We start from the raw sequence: 12997 nt of genomic DNA on the forward strand, positions 1-12997 counted from the left end.
TGGCCCCCTGGTTACACCGCCGGGCCCGCAAGCTCCAGCGCGCGGCGCAGCAGGTTGGCGCCGGTCAGCACCAGCAGCAGCAGCGTCCAGCGCCGGAACCGCGCCGCGTCCAGCCGGTCATGCGCCAGATAGCCCAGCCCCATGCCGATCAGCGCCGGGATGACCAGGATCGCCGAGAACGGCAGGGTCCGGGCGTTCAGCAGCCCCGATTGCAGATGCGAGGCGGTCAGCACCGCCGCGCCGATGAAGAACACCACGCCCTGCACGCGCATCTGCTCGGCCTTGGGCACGTGCAGCGACAGCAGCAGCACCAGCAGCGGCGGCCCCCAGATGCCCGAGATGCCGCCGATCAGCCCGCCGGTCACGCCGGTCGCGATCTCCACGCGGCGGCGGTGATGGACGGGCAGGACCATGCTGCGCCCCAGGATCTGCCACAGCGCGAACAGCATGATCGGCAGGCCGATCAGCGCATACATCAGCCCTTGCGGCACGCGGGTCGCGAAAAAGGCGCTGACCGGGATGAACAGCACCACCATGCCGACATGCCAGCGCCAGTCCCAGGTCGCCTGCCATGCCGGGCGCCAGCCGCCGCGCAGCGCCTGGCGGATGTTCGTGACCAGCACCGGCAGGATCACCGCGGCGACCGCCTGCTGGGCGGGCAGGAAGGAACCCAGCGCCGCCAGCATGATCATCGGCATGGCAAAGCCGATGGCACCCTTCACGAAGCCGGAAAACAGCGTGATCGCGATGGCGATCCAGAAATGGAAGGGATCGAGGCCGAACATGTTCCTTGGGCGACGCTAAGATTCTGCGGGTTCTGGCAAGGTGCTTAGCGCGCCTCGGATCTTTCCGCAAAGCACAAGAGGCAGGCTCCCAGGCGGAAAGAGGCGCCATCCCCCCGCGCGCCAGACCGGATCACCGGCAACGCCTCGGCCTGGGCCGGAAGCACGGGGCGGCTGGCACGCCCCTCGCCCCGAGCCGGAGCAGCGCCCGGATCAAGGGCGCGCTGCCGAGGAACGGCAGCGCCGACGGCCGATTGCGTGCCGGTGACGGTGGCGGACCAGACCCATCCGGCCATGTGGCGCAGGGATGTCAGCCTGACCTACGGCAGGCCCTGGATCGCTGCGCATCCGGCTGGATGTCCAGCGGTTCACGCCCCGCCATGCCAAGGCCCTCGCCAGCCGCTTCGGGCCAAGGCACGGCCCCGCCGTCACTCGGGGCGCGGACGCAATAGGCAAGCTGCTGGGCGGGGCCGGGCGGAAGGGTTCGACACGGTGTTCCCCCTTGTCCTAGGGCCGGTCGCAAAGGGGGATCGACCGTTGCCAGACCGTCCTGCTCGACGGCAGCAGCCTGGCGCTGTGCCATCGTCCCGGCCCATATTCCGTGGGCACCCAGCCCGGCAATAGGCGCGACTGACGGGACATTTTAGTTCATAATGCGGCTATATCGCGCATGATAGTTGCGCTGCAATTGCGAAACGGCTAGTCATGCTGCAACGCCGCATGAAGGAATCTGCCATGAAGGACATGCCCGCGATGCCAGCCGATACGCCTTCCGCCCTGCTTGCGCTTGCAGGCGAGGCCCTGCCGGAACTCGAATCCCTGCAATCCCGCGCGACCGAGGCGCTGCGCGCGCTGGTCGCCCCCGCGGGCAAGCCGCAACCGGCGCTTCTGGAGGAACACCAGCACGCCGCCCATGCGCTGTCCTGGCTGGCGACCTATGTCGAATCGGTGCGCCAGCTGGCCGGCTGGGCCGGGCGGCTGGCCGAGGCGGGGGGCCTGGGCCGCACCGAGGCGCTGATCCTGCAGATCGGCCTGGGCGAATACCTGACCCAGATCGCCGGCGGCATCCCGATGAGCCAGACCGAGTTCGCCCGGCTTTCGGACCTGGGCATCGACTGGAAGCCGGGCGAGGCGGCGGCCGCGCTGATGCGCGGCAATACCGCCCAGGCGCGGGCCGAGCTGGCGCGGCTGATGCAGGACAACCATGGCCGCGCCACCTTTGGCGCCACCGGGCTGGACGAGGATCTGGAGATGATCCGCGACCAGTTCCGCCGCTATGCCGACGAGCGGGTGATCCCCAACGCCCATGAATGGCACCTGAAGGACCAGCTGATCCCGATGGAGATCATCGAGGAACTGGCCGAGCTGGGCGTTTTTGGCCTGACCATCCCCGAGGAATTCGGGGGGCTGGGCCTCTCGAAAGCCTCGATGGTGGTCGTGACCGAGGAGCTGTCGCGCGGCTATATCGGCGTGGGTTCGCTGGGCACCCGCAGCGAGATCGCGGCCGAGCTGATCCTCTGCGGCGGCACCGAGGCGCAGAAGGCGAAATGGCTTCCGGCGCTGGCCTCGGGCGAGATCCTGTCGACGGCGGTCTTTACCGAGCCGAATACCGGCTCGGACCTGGGCAGCCTGCGCACGCGGGCCGTGCGCGACGGCGAGGATTGGGTCGTCACCGGCAACAAGACCTGGATCACCCATGCGCAGCGCACCCATGTCATGACGCTGCTGGCGCGCACCGACCCCGAGACCACGGATTGGCGCGGATTGTCGATGTTCCTGGCGGAAAAGACGCCGGGCACCGACGACGACCCCTTCCCGACCCCCGGCATGACGGGCGGCGAGATCGAGGTGCTGGGCTATCGCGGCATGAAGGAATACGAACTCGGCTTCGACGGCTTCCGGGTCAAGGGCGAGAACCTGCTGGGCGGCGAGCCGGGGCGCGGCTTCAAGCAGCTGATGGAGACCTTCGAATCGGCGCGCATCCAGACCGCCGCCCGCGCCGTGGGCGTGGCGCAATCGGCGGCCGAGATCGGCATGCAATACGCCATCGACCGCAAGCAGTTCGGCAAACCGCTGATCGAGTTCCCGCGCGTCGCCGACAAGCTGGCGATGATGGCGGTGGAAATCATGATCGCCCGCCAGCTGACCTATTTCAGCGCCTGGGAAAAGGACCACGGCCGGCGCTGCGACCTGGAGGCCGGCATGGCCAAGCTCTTGGGCGCGCGCGTCGCCTGGGCGGCGGCCGACAATGCCTTGCAGATCCATGGCGGCAACGGCTTTGCGCTGGAATACGCCATCAGCCGCGTGCTGTGCGACGCGCGCATCCTGAACATCTTCGAGGGCGCGGCCGAGATCCAGGCCCAGGTTATTGCACGCAGGCTACTGGACTAGGATGAAATTCCGGCCCCTGCTGGACAGCGGGGGCCGTTAGGGCATTATGGCAGCAACATGACGTAACGGAGCTGCCCATGAACCGCATCCCGATGATTTCCGTGGCCTTCGCCGCCACGCTCGGCCTTGCCGCCTGCGAGCCCGCCACGCCCGACGTTCCGGGCAGCAATATCCCGACCGGCGCCTATGTGCTGGTCGGCATCGGTTCCGACACCGTGCCGCAGCGCAATGTCGGCATGACCATCGCGGCGGACGGCTCGATTTCGGGCAAGGCGCCCTGCAACCAGTATTCGGCCAGCCAGACCGCCGAGCCGCCGGGCTTTGCGCTGGGCCCGCTGACCACGACCGAGATGGCCTGTTCGGGCAATGCCGGCCGGCTGGAGACGCGCTATCTGCAGGCGCTGTCGGCCGCCGACGGCATCACCTTCGAGGGCGGCGTGCTGACCATCAAGGGGCCGACCTACCTGACCTATGAGCCGGGCTATCGCAAGGAATGACCCCTTGCCCGGAAGGAGGCGCGCCATGCGCAAGCTGATCCTGGCCCTGTCCTTGCCCCTGGGCCTGGCCGCCTGCGCGGCCGAACCGGACGGCGCGGCGCAGATCCCCGGCGACTATGCGCTGGTCGCGGTCGAGGGCGTCACGGTTTCGGGCACGCCGAGCCTGCGCATCGCCGAGGACGGCGCGGTCTCGGGGCAGGGGCCCTGCAACCTGTTCACCGGCCGCAACAACGCCGCGCTGCCGGCGCTGGACCTGGGCGCGCTGGCGGTGACGCGCCGCGCCTGCCTGCAAGAGGGCGGCGAGCACGCGTTCTTCCAGGCGCTCGGCGCGGTGCGCGAGGCCAGGCGCGAGGGCGAGGAGCTGGTGATGACCGGCCCGGATGTCACCATCCGCTGGCGGATCGCGACGCCGTAAGCCGGGCGACCAGCCGGGCGCGTGCGGGCGGCAGGGGCTTGCCCGCATGGCTCTCGGCCAGCCGCGATTGCAGGAAATGCCCGGTCAGGGCCAGCGCGTCCTCGATCCCGCCATTGCCGCGCCCGCCCAGCATGGCGGGCAGGGGCAAGAGCCGCGGTGCCCAGTCCCCCGCCGCCTGCGCCGAAACCGCCCGGCCCGAGCGCGGGCTGACATAGGCCAGCCCCTCGCGCGATCCCGTCACCGCGCAGCTGGTCAGGTCCAGCCCGAAGCCCAGCTCGTCCAGAAGCCGCATTTCCCAGCGCAGATAGGCTTCCGCCCAATCCTCGCCCGCGTCCATCAGGTCCAGCAGCGCCTCGGTCGCGGCGGCAAGGTGGGGATGGGGGTCGCGCTCGGGCAGGGCAAAGGTCAGCAGCGCGGTGACGGCATTCACCCCGGCCAGCGCATCGGCACCGGCCAGCAGCCCCGGCCGCGCCCGCGCCGGCTCGATGCTGAAGGTGCCCAGCTGTTCCTCAAGCCGCGCCCGCCAGCGCAGGCTGACCCGGTTGCCCGGCTGCAGCATGGCGGCGCGCCTGGCGCTGGCGCCGCCGGGCACCAGGCCGCGGATCAGCCCTGCCTCGCGCGTCAGCACGGTCAGGATCGCGGCGCTTTCGCCGTGCCGTTGCAGCGCCATCACGCTGGCCTCGCCGCTCCATTCCATCGCGCCGCCTTTCCTTTCGCGCCACCCTGCCGCAATCTGGGGGCGACGGACAAGGAGGCAGGCATGTTGAAACCGTGGATCGAGGCCCAGGCCCGGCTGGTCGAAGTGGCGGCGGGGCGCGCGCCGGCGGATCTGGTGATCCGGGGCGGGCAATGGGTCAATGTCCACACCCGCGAGGTGATCCCCGGCATCGACATCGCCGTGGCCGACGGCCGGGTGGCCTATGTCGGCGCCGATGCCGGGCCCTCGATCGGCCCCGATACGCAGGTCATCGAGGCGGCGGGCCGCTACATGGTTCCCGGCCTGATCGACGCGCATATGCATGTCGAATCGGGGATGCTGACGCCCGCCGGCTTTGCCGCCGCCGTGATCCCGCATGGCACGACGACGATCTTCCACGACCCGCATGAGATCGCCAATGTGCTGGGGCTTAACGGCGTGCGGCTGATGCGGGACGAATCGCTGCTCCAGCCGATCAGCATGTTTACCCAGATGCCCAGCTGCGCGCCATCCGCCCCCGGCCTGGAGACCACCGGCCAGCCGATCACCGAGGGCGAGGTGGCGCAGGCCATGGGCTGGGACGGCATCGTCGGCCTGGGCGAGATGATGAACTTTCCCGGCGTCGCCGCGGGCGACCGGCAGATGCTGGCCGAGATCGCCGCCACCCGCGCCGCCGGCAAGACGGTGGGCGGCCATTACGCCAGCCCCGACCTGGGCCGGCCCTTCCACGCCTATGTCGCCGGCGGCGCCGCGGACGACCACGAGACCACGACCGAGGCGCAGGGCATCGCCCGCGTGCGCCAGGGCATGGGCTGCATGATGCGGCTGGGCTCGGCCTGGTATGACGTTGAAAGCCAGATCACCGCGATCACCGAAAAGGGGCTCGACCCGCGCTTCTTCATCCTTTGCACCGACGACAGCCATTCCGGCACGCTGGTCCATGACGGACACATGAACCGGGTGGTGCGCCATGCCATCGACTGCGGCTGCGATCCGCTGGTGGCGATCCAGATGGCGACGATCAACGCGGCCCAGCATTTCGGGCTGGAACGCGAGCTGGGCAGCATCACGCCGGGTCGGCGGGCGGACGTGATCCTGACCCGCGACCTGCACAGCCTGCCCATCGAGGCGGTGATCGCGCAGGGGCGGCTGGTCGCCGAAGGCGGCAAGCTGCTGGTGGATTGCCCGCGCATCGCCTGGCCCGACGAGGCGCGCAACTCGGTGCATCTGGGGCGCCGCCTTGCCGGCGCGGATTTCGCCGTGCGCGCCATGGGCGACAGCGCGCGGGTGCGGGTGATCGGCGTGGTCGAGAACCAGGCCCCGACCCGCGCGCTGACCGCCGAGCTGCCGATCCGCGACGGCGTGATCGAGGCGCAGGGCGAGACCTGCCATATCGCGCTGGTCGAACGCCACCGGGCGACGGGCGGCGTGGTGAACGGCTTCGTCTCGGGCTTCGGCTACCAGGGCCGGATGGCGGTGGCCTCGACCGTGGCGCATGACAGCCATCACATGATCGTCGTCGGCACCTGCCGCGACAGCATGGCGGCGGCGGCCAACCACCTGGGCCGGATCGGCGGCGGCGTCACCGTGTTCCGCGACGGCGAGGAACTGGCGACGGTGGCGCTGCCCATCGCCGGGCTGATGTCCGACCTGCCCGCCGAGGAAGTGGCCGAGGCGGCGCAGGGGATCGTCAAGGCGATGCAGGATTGCGGCTGCCGGCTCAACAACGCGTATATGCAGCATTCGCTCCTGGCGCTGGTGGTGATCCCCGAGCTGCGCATCTCGGACCTGGGCATCGTCGACGTGACCCGGTTCGAACTGGTCGACCTGCTGGTCTAGCCCTGCAGCCCCGGCACGACCCCCGGCCGGGATGGGCCGGGGCTGGCCGCGGCGCGTGCGTCAGTCGCCGTCGTCGGGCACTTCGTCGTCATCGCCGAAGCGGGCGTCGTCGTCATATTCGTCCTCGCCCTCGCCGACATATTTCGCCGACAGGTTGATCGAGTGATTGTCGTGGATCGGGTCCATGACGATGTCCGAGGGGATTTCGCCCGCCAGCCATTCGCGGATCTCGTCCTTGGTCTCGTCGATCTCCTGCCCGGTGACTTCGGCGATATAGGTGATGAAGGCGCGCTGGTCGCCGTCGATCTCCTCGAGGTCGCTTTCATCGGCCGCAGGCCATTTCTCGACGATGGCCTCGAAGAAGGCGGGCCAGTTGTCGCGGACGTGAACCCATTTCATCAGTAGCCTCCTCCGCCCAGGCCGCCCTGCACCATGCGCGAGGCGCCGGTGATGTCCTCGCCCACGCCGGCCACGGTATTGCACGCGGCAAGCGCAAGAAGGGTCAGGATGGCTGCGATCCGACTGAATTTCATTCTCTTTCCTCCTGCCACCAGGTTTCTGGCATGAAGCCGGGCCAGTCACCATAAAGCGGCGTGTTTTCAGGATAATCCAGGTCGGCACGATGGGCCAAGCGGGAAATCCGTGAATAGCTGACCGGGATGACATAGCGTCCGGCGGTTAAGATTCGGTCAAGGGCCCTGACCGCTGCGACGAAATCCTCATGTGTGCGGGCGTGGCCCATCTCGGCGATCATCGCCTCGGCGGCGGGGCTGTCCATGCCCATCCAGTTGCGGCTGCCCGGCTTGGCCACGCCCTCGCGGCCCCAATAGAGCCGCTGTTCGTTGCCGGGCGACAGCGACAGCCCGCGTTCATACCAGGTCATGTCGAACTGGTAATTGTTCGTCCGTTCCACATATTGCGCGGCATCGAGCATCGTCACCGTCGGCCGGATGCCCAGATTGCGCAGCGATTGCACGAAGATGTCGATGATCTGCCGGGTCTCGGCGCTGGTGCGCATGGCGCTGCCCGACTGGTTCAGCAGGATCTCGAAGGCGAAGGGGCGGCCCTTCGCGTCGCGCAGCTCGCCCTCCTGCACGGTCCAGCCGGCCTCGCCCAGCAGGTCCAGCGCGGCGCGGATGCCCCGGCGGTCGATGGCGCGCTCGCCGCCCTTGGGCAGGGCATAGCCTTCGATGGTGCCGGGCGGCAGCTGGTCGGCGAAGGGGGCCAGCAACGCGGCCTCGCGCCCGGTGGCGGGGCCGGGCTGCATCGCCAGATCGGAATTGGCGAAATAGCTGGTGATCCGCGGATCCTTGCCGCCGGTCAGCGTCATGTTGATGAAGCGATAGTTGAAGGCTTCGATCATCGCCTGCCGCACCCGCCAGTCGGCAAACAGCGGATTGCGGGTGTTCATCACCAGCCCCATGATCCCCGAGGGGCGGCCATGCGCGATCTCGGATTTCTCCATCCGGCCGTCGCGCATGGCGGGAAAGTCGAAATTGCGTTCCCAGCGCGCCGCGACCAGTTCGCGCCAGACGTCGATCTCGCCGGCCTTGAACGCCTCGAACATGGCCGAGGCATCGCCGAAATAGTCATAGCGGATCACGTCGAAATTGTGCAGCCCCCGGCTGACCGCCAGGTCGCGGCCCCAGTAATCCGGGTTGCGGCGAAAGCTGATCGCCCGGCCCGGATCGACCTTGTCGATGACATAGGGCCCCGATCCGATGGGGACCATCAGGCTGGACTGGCCGAAATCGCGCCCCTGCCATTGCGCCTTCTTCAGGATCGGCCGCATGCCCATCAGCATCGACAGCTCGCGGTCGGCGGTGTTGAAGGTGAACCGGACCGAGCGCGGCCCGGTCTGTTCCATCGTCTCGACCTTGGACCAGACGGCAGTATAGCGCGGATGCCCCTTGGTCCCCAGCACCTCATAGGACCACATCACGTCCTCGATCGTTACCGGCGTGCCGTCGGAAAAGCGGGCCTCGGGGCGCAGGGTGAACTCGACCCATGTCCGGTCGGCATCGGTCTCGACGCTTTCGGCCAGGAGGCCGTAGAGGGTGAAGGGCTCGTCGATCGAGCGCATCATCAGCGACTCGGTCACCAACCCCGGCTGGGTGAAGATCGGCCAGACCGGGTTGCCCATCAGGATCCAGGGGTTGAGCGAATCGAAGGTGCCCGTCTCGGCCAGGCGAATCGTGCCGCCCTTGGGCGCCTCGGGATTGGCATAGGGCAGGTGGGTGAAGCCGGCCGGAAGCGCAGGTTCTCCATACATTGCAATGGCATGCCGGGGTTCGGCAAGGCTTGCCAGCGGCATGGATGCAACACACAGGTACAGGGCGATTCGCCGCCAGATCGCGGATTCGTTAGCAAACTTGAAGAATCGCATGCTCGATGGCCCTGTTTTCCGGGTCGTTGGTTCTGCCCGTGCCCAGATTAACCGCCCGTTCACCTTGAAGCAAACTTACGCCTTGGACTCATGGGGCGAAAAGCGTATAGATAAGGCACTGCTCGATAGGTTTCTTGCCTGTATGAAACCTGCCTCATGACTTGCGCCCGCCTTGTGCGGGCGCTTTTTTCTTGGGGGTTTCGCGATCCGGCCGCAGCCTTGCCTGCCCGCGCCCGCCGGGGGAATCGAGCGCGCAAAAAAGTGAACGAAGCGGTATTTCCCCTGCCATCGCCGGCGGCCCCCGCGCCTTGCCGCGCCGCCGGTGTCCGACCTTGTGCGGTGCGGGCTTTTTCCCCATGCTGCGGCGGCAACAGCAACGCAGGCGTGGAGGCAGCGATGTTCCAGAAATTCCTTGGCGGCAAGACGGCGGTGGTGACGGGTTCGAACTCGGGGATCGGGCTTGGCATCGCGCATGAGCTGGCGCGGGCCGGGGCGGATCTGGTGCTGAACAGCTTTACCGACGCGCCCGAGGATCACGCCCTGGCCGAAAGCCTGGCCGCCGAGCATGGCGTCAAGGTCCGCTACATCCAGGCCGACATGTCGAAGGGGGCCGAGTGCCGCGCCCTGATCGAAAAGGCCGGCGCCTGCGACATCCTGGTGAACAATGCCGGCATCCAGCATGTCGCGCCGATCCCGGATTTCCCGGCCGAGAAATGGGACGCGATCATCGCCATCAACCTGTCCTCCGCCTTTCACACCACGGCGGTGGCGCTGCCGCTGATGCGCGAGGCGGGCTGGGGGCGGGTGATCAACATCGCCTCGGCGCATGGGCTGACGGCCAGCGAATACAAGTCGGCCTATGTCGCCGCCAAGCACGGCATCGTCGGCCTGACCAAGGTGACGGCGCTGGAGACGGCGAAGGAGCCGATCACCTGCAACGCCATCTGCCCCGGCTATGTGCTGACGCCCATCGTGGAAAAGCAGATCCCCGACCAGATGAAGACCCACAACCTGAGCCGCGAGGACGTGATCGCCAAGGTCATGCTGCACCGCCAGCCCTCGGGGCAGTTCGCCACGGTCGAGCAGATGGGCGGCACGGCGGTCTTCCTGTGTTCGCCGGCGGCCGAGCAGATCACCGGCACGACGATCTCGGTGGACGGGGGGTGGACGGCGCTTTAGGGCGCCGCCGCGACGGGGTTTCCCGCCCCTTTGCCCAAGGGGATCGCGGGCGGGCGGTCAGCCCCAGGCCGCCTCGAACTCGCGCCATTCGCCCTTGCTCATGCCGCTGTTTTCCTGCGTGACCGTCTCGCCGGCCAGGCGGCGCTTCAGCGCCTCGACGCCCCTGGCGGAAAGCTGCATGCCGCCCAGCCGGTAATCCTCGAAGGCGGCGTAGGCGAAGGGCACCCAGTCCTTGACGATGCCGCACATGGTTTCGGCATAGGTGCGGATCTCGTATTGCGCATGGGCATCGGCGCGCAGGCGCAGGAAATGGAACAGGTTGTGCAGGTCGACCTTCCAATACCATTGCGTATAGACATTCGCCGGCAGGTTCATCCGCGCCAGTTCGCGCGCCAGGCCCTGCTGGCCCTCCTGGCTCAGCATCGCCTCGTAATGGTCATAGCTGCGCATCGCGTCCTCGCGCAGGATGTCGAGGACGCGGGCGGCCTCGTCCCCCTCCAGCACCTGGCCGCGGCCCTGGTTGTTCACCGTCGATTGCGCGGCCAGGTGTTCGGGGGCGGGGATGTAGAATTCGCGGTCCAGGATCGAATAGCGCGCCGAATATTCGTTCACGTTGGCGGTGCGGTGGCGGATCCATTGCCGGGCGACGAAGACCGGCAGCTTGACGTGGAACTTGACCTCGCACATCTCGAACGGGGTCGAGTGCCAGTGCCGCATCAGGTAGCGGATCAGCCCCTCGTCGTTGCTGACCGATTTCGTGCCGCGGCCATAGCTGACCCGCGCGGCCTGGGTGATCGCGCCGTCGTCGCCCATGTAGTCGATGACCCGCACCAGCCCGTGATCCAGCACCGGATGCGCCCGGTAGAGATGGCCCTCCATCCCCTCGGAGACGGCGCGCAGGGTGGGGCGCGGGCTGGCGCGCAGCTCGTCGATCTCGGCCTGTTGTTCGGGGGTCAGGGGCATGGCGGAATCCTTCGTGCTGTTGGGCATATCTTGTGGCACCGACGGGGGATTCAATCAACCGGCAGTATGGACGCGGCGGGTGCAGCCGATCGCCCCACGTTGCGGTCCGGCCGCCGCCATGCCAGTCTGGTCGCAGCGAACGGAAAGGAGCGACAGATGAAGGTCCGCTATCTGCACACCATGGTCCGCGTGCTCGATCTGGAAAAGACGATGGCATTCTTCCGCCTGCTCGGGCTGGAGGAGACGCGGCGAATCGACAATGAGAAGGGGCGCTTCACCCTGGTCTTCATGGCGCCGCCCGGCCAGCCGGAATGCCCGGTCGAGCTGACCTGGAACTGGGACGGCGACGACGGCCTGCCCTCGGACAGCCGGCATTTCGGCCATCTCGCCTATCGGGTCGAAGATATCTACGAGATGTGCCAGAGGCTGATGGATGCGGGCGTGACCATCAACCGCCCGCCGCGCGACGGCCACATGGCCTTTGTCCGCAGCCCCGACAACATCTCGATCGAATTGCTGCAAGAGGGCGAGGCGCTGCCGCCGCAAGAGCCCTGGGCCAGCATGCAGAACACCGGCCACTGGTAGGGGGCGGGGCCCGGCGAAAGGCGGCGCAGGGTCTGGACATACCCGGCCCGCGCCGGGTCGGGCCGGGCCGCCGCAAGAGCCCTGGGCCAGCATGCAGAACACCGGCCACTGGTAGGGGGCGGGGCCCCGGCACAAGGCGGCGCAAGGTCTGGACATGCCCGGCCTGCGCCGGGTCGGGTCGGCTGATCGCAGACCTGACCGCGCGCATTGAGACGCTGGATGCCCGGCCCGTTGCCGGGACCGGCCGGCGGGGAGAAGGGCCCCCGCGGCCGATGCCGGTGCGGGCCGGGCATGACGGCGCCGCCGGGCCATGCCGCGGCGGCGCGATTCAATAGATGTAGCGGATCTGCTCGGCCCAGAATCTTTCGACCCGGCGCCATTGCAGGTTCACCGCCTCGATGGGCGGATCGTCCAGCACGCCGGACAGTTCCAGCCCTTCGGCATGGCGGGCAAACAGCCGCGCCACGCAATCGCGCACCTCTTGCCCCGTCTGGGTCAGCCGCACCCGGACCGCGCGGCGGTCCATCTCGCAGCGTTCATGGTGGACATAGCCCAGCTCGACCAGCTTCTTGAGATTGTAGGAGACGTTCGAGCCCTGATACATCCCGCGCGAGCGCAATTCGCCCGCCGTCACCTCCGACGTGCCGAGATTGTAGATCAGCAGCGCCTGCACCGGCGTCAGGTCCGAGCGGCCCAGCCGCTCGAACTCGTCCTTGACCAGATCCAGCAAAAGCCGATGCAGCCGCTCCAGCATTTGCAGGCTTTCCAGATAGGCGTCGGCCCGGTTGGTCCGCGGCGGCAAGGGCCGCAGGGCCGGCACCGTGTGGGCAGAGCTGCGCTGTTGCATAAGCGGGTTCCGTTCTTGGCCTCGTTTCCGCCACCATGGCGCAGATTTGCCAATCTTCGGTTAATCGCCGCGCAGTTTGCTAAAATTGCGCCTATTTCCGTGCCAGCCGCTGATGGGCAAAACCCGCCACGCGGTCCAGGATGGGCAGCAGCGCCTGCGGTCCTGGGCGGGCGTCGCCCAGCCGGGCGGTGATCCAGGGATACAGATCCTGGTCGTTTTCGCTTAGCAGCGCCTCGTAAAGGTCCAGCTCCTCGGGGCTCAGCCCGTCAAGCTCGCTGTCCGAGAACGGGCCCAGGATCAGGTCCATCTCCTTGGTGCCCCGCCGCCAGCTGCGCATCCGCAGCCGCTTCAGCCTTGCTTCGTTCTCGTCCACGCTTGCCCCCGGCTTGCCTGTCCGCGGCGCCGCCCCTATGACG

Annotated in this window: 14 protein-coding genes; 6 read left to right on the forward strand and 8 right to left on the reverse strand. The window is 68.0% G+C overall.

What is annotated here, in order from left to right:
- Positions 1-11: 11 nt before the first annotated feature.
- Positions 12-785, reverse strand: coding sequence for a sulfite exporter TauE/SafE family protein (locus FE811_RS04490; RefSeq protein ID WP_116220463.1), 774 nt, complete (start codon positions 783-785; stop codon positions 12-14).
- 732 nt (positions 786-1517) lie between these two features.
- On the opposite strand from FE811_RS04490, the gene FE811_RS04495 reads away from it, so the two are divergent.
- The 3 genes from FE811_RS04495 to FE811_RS04505 all read left to right on the forward strand — a co-directional run bounded on the left by FE811_RS04495 (position 1518) and on the right by FE811_RS04505 (position 4085).
- Positions 1518-3173 carry an acyl-CoA dehydrogenase family protein gene (locus FE811_RS04495; protein ID WP_116221640.1) on the forward strand — a complete coding sequence of 552 codons (1656 nt, stop codon included), beginning with the start codon at positions 1518-1520 and terminating at the stop codon, positions 3171-3173.
- Between the two features lie 77 nt (positions 3174-3250).
- Positions 3251-3670 (forward strand): META domain-containing protein, encoded by a 420-nt coding sequence (locus tag FE811_RS04500; RefSeq protein WP_036756167.1) that lies wholly within the window; start codon positions 3251-3253, stop codon positions 3668-3670.
- 25 nt (positions 3671-3695) lie between these two features.
- Positions 3696-4085, forward strand: coding sequence for an META domain-containing protein (locus tag FE811_RS04505; protein WP_036756165.1), 390 nt, complete (start codon positions 3696-3698; stop codon positions 4083-4085).
- Here FE811_RS04505 and recO read toward each other — a convergent pair.
- Positions 4054-4782 carry a DNA repair protein RecO gene (gene recO / locus FE811_RS04510; RefSeq protein WP_116220462.1) on the reverse strand — a complete coding sequence of 243 codons (729 nt, stop codon included), beginning with the start codon at positions 4780-4782 and terminating at the stop codon, positions 4054-4056. The genes FE811_RS04505 and recO overlap by 32 nt on opposite strands.
- A 63-nt stretch (positions 4783-4845) precedes the next feature.
- Here recO and ade point away from each other — a divergent pair, with 63 nt between their 5' ends.
- Positions 4846-6621: an adenine deaminase gene (gene ade, locus FE811_RS04515; protein ID WP_116220461.1), complete on the forward strand. Its 1776-nt coding sequence runs from the start codon at positions 4846-4848 to the stop codon at positions 6619-6621.
- 60 nt (positions 6622-6681) lie between these two features.
- Here the strand turns inward: ade and FE811_RS04520 are convergent, their stop codons facing one another.
- Genes FE811_RS04520 through FE811_RS04525 form a run of 3 tightly spaced genes read right to left on the reverse strand, consistent with a single transcriptional unit; the run spans position 6682 to position 9007 of the window.
- Positions 6682-7020, reverse strand: coding sequence for a hypothetical protein (locus FE811_RS04520; protein WP_036756157.1), 339 nt, complete (start codon positions 7018-7020; stop codon positions 6682-6684).
- A complete protein-coding gene (locus FE811_RS28155) occupies positions 7020-7154 on the reverse strand; it encodes a hypothetical protein (protein ID WP_255469645.1) in 135 nt (44 codons plus the stop codon). Before FE811_RS28155 ends, FE811_RS04520 begins: the two co-directional genes overlap by 1 nt.
- Positions 7151-9007 carry an extracellular solute-binding protein gene (locus tag FE811_RS04525; RefSeq protein ID WP_116220460.1) on the reverse strand — a complete coding sequence of 619 codons (1857 nt, stop codon included), beginning with the start codon at positions 9005-9007 and terminating at the stop codon, positions 7151-7153. Before FE811_RS04525 ends, FE811_RS28155 begins: the two co-directional genes overlap by 4 nt.
- Before the next feature lie 396 nt (positions 9008-9403).
- Between FE811_RS04525 and FE811_RS04530 the strand changes: the two genes are divergently transcribed.
- Positions 9404-10186, forward strand: coding sequence for a 3-hydroxybutyrate dehydrogenase (locus FE811_RS04530; protein WP_036756275.1), 783 nt, complete (start codon positions 9404-9406; stop codon positions 10184-10186).
- 57 nt (positions 10187-10243) lie between these two features.
- On the opposite strand, the gene thyX is transcribed toward FE811_RS04530, so the two are convergent.
- The gene (gene thyX / locus FE811_RS04535; RefSeq protein WP_036756272.1) at positions 10244-11149 is read right to left on the reverse strand and encodes an FAD-dependent thymidylate synthase; all 906 of its coding nucleotides are present in this window, start codon (positions 11147-11149) and stop codon (positions 10244-10246) included.
- 156 nt (positions 11150-11305) lie between these two features.
- On the opposite strand from thyX, the gene FE811_RS04540 reads away from it, so the two are divergent.
- On the forward strand, positions 11306-11734 hold the full coding sequence (locus tag FE811_RS04540) for a VOC family protein (RefSeq protein ID WP_116220459.1): 429 nt from the start codon (positions 11306-11308) through the stop codon (positions 11732-11734).
- Between the two features lie 328 nt (positions 11735-12062).
- On the opposite strand, the gene FE811_RS04545 is transcribed toward FE811_RS04540, so the two are convergent.
- Together FE811_RS04545 and FE811_RS04550 are read right to left on the reverse strand one after the other, a co-directional pair.
- Complete coding sequence (locus FE811_RS04545) at positions 12063-12581, reverse strand: MarR family winged helix-turn-helix transcriptional regulator (RefSeq protein ID WP_370362661.1); 519 nt, start codon at positions 12579-12581, stop codon at positions 12063-12065.
- A gap of 91 nt (positions 12582-12672) precedes the next feature.
- Positions 12673-12918, reverse strand: coding sequence for a succinate dehydrogenase assembly factor 2 (locus FE811_RS04550; protein WP_051419801.1), 246 nt, complete (start codon positions 12916-12918; stop codon positions 12673-12675).
- Positions 12919-12997: the final 79 nt, after the last annotated feature.

Origin of the sequence: Paracoccus sp. FO-3 (assembly GCF_006386455.1) — a bacterium.
Taxonomy (GTDB): domain Bacteria; phylum Pseudomonadota; class Alphaproteobacteria; order Rhodobacterales; family Rhodobacteraceae; genus Paracoccus; species Paracoccus versutus.

Bases quoted from the DNA above. Each gene is read 5' to 3' on its own strand.
- FE811_RS04490 (WP_116220463.1), bottom strand. From the start codon at position 785: ATGTTCGGCCTCGATCCCTTCCATTTCTGGATCGCCATCGCGATCACG.
- FE811_RS04495 (WP_116221640.1), top strand. From the start codon at position 1,518: ATGAAGGACATGCCCGCGATGCCAGCCGATACGCCTTCCGCCCTGCTT.
- FE811_RS04500 (WP_036756167.1), top strand. From the start codon at position 3,251: ATGAACCGCATCCCGATGATTTCCGTGGCCTTCGCCGCCACGCTCGGC.
- FE811_RS04505 (WP_036756165.1), top strand. From the start codon at position 3,696: ATGCGCAAGCTGATCCTGGCCCTGTCCTTGCCCCTGGGCCTGGCCGCC.
- recO (WP_116220462.1), bottom strand. From the start codon at position 4,782: ATGGAATGGAGCGGCGAGGCCAGCGTGATGGCGCTGCAACGGCACGGC.
- ade (WP_116220461.1), top strand. From the start codon at position 4,846: ATGTTGAAACCGTGGATCGAGGCCCAGGCCCGGCTGGTCGAAGTGGCG.
- FE811_RS04520 (WP_036756157.1), bottom strand. From the start codon at position 7,020: ATGAAATGGGTTCACGTCCGCGACAACTGGCCCGCCTTCTTCGAGGCC.
- FE811_RS28155 (WP_255469645.1), bottom strand. From the start codon at position 7,154: ATGAAATTCAGTCGGATCGCAGCCATCCTGACCCTTCTTGCGCTTGCC.
- FE811_RS04525 (WP_116220460.1), bottom strand. From the start codon at position 9,007: ATGCGATTCTTCAAGTTTGCTAACGAATCCGCGATCTGGCGGCGAATC.
- FE811_RS04530 (WP_036756275.1), top strand. From the start codon at position 9,404: ATGTTCCAGAAATTCCTTGGCGGCAAGACGGCGGTGGTGACGGGTTCG.
- thyX (WP_036756272.1), bottom strand. From the start codon at position 11,149: ATGCCCCTGACCCCCGAACAACAGGCCGAGATCGACGAGCTGCGCGCC.
- FE811_RS04540 (WP_116220459.1), top strand. From the start codon at position 11,306: ATGAAGGTCCGCTATCTGCACACCATGGTCCGCGTGCTCGATCTGGAA.
- FE811_RS04545 (WP_370362661.1), bottom strand. From the start codon at position 12,581: ATGCAACAGCGCAGCTCTGCCCACACGGTGCCGGCCCTGCGGCCCTTG.
- FE811_RS04550 (WP_051419801.1), bottom strand. From the start codon at position 12,918: ATGCGCAGCTGGCGGCGGGGCACCAAGGAGATGGACCTGATCCTGGGC.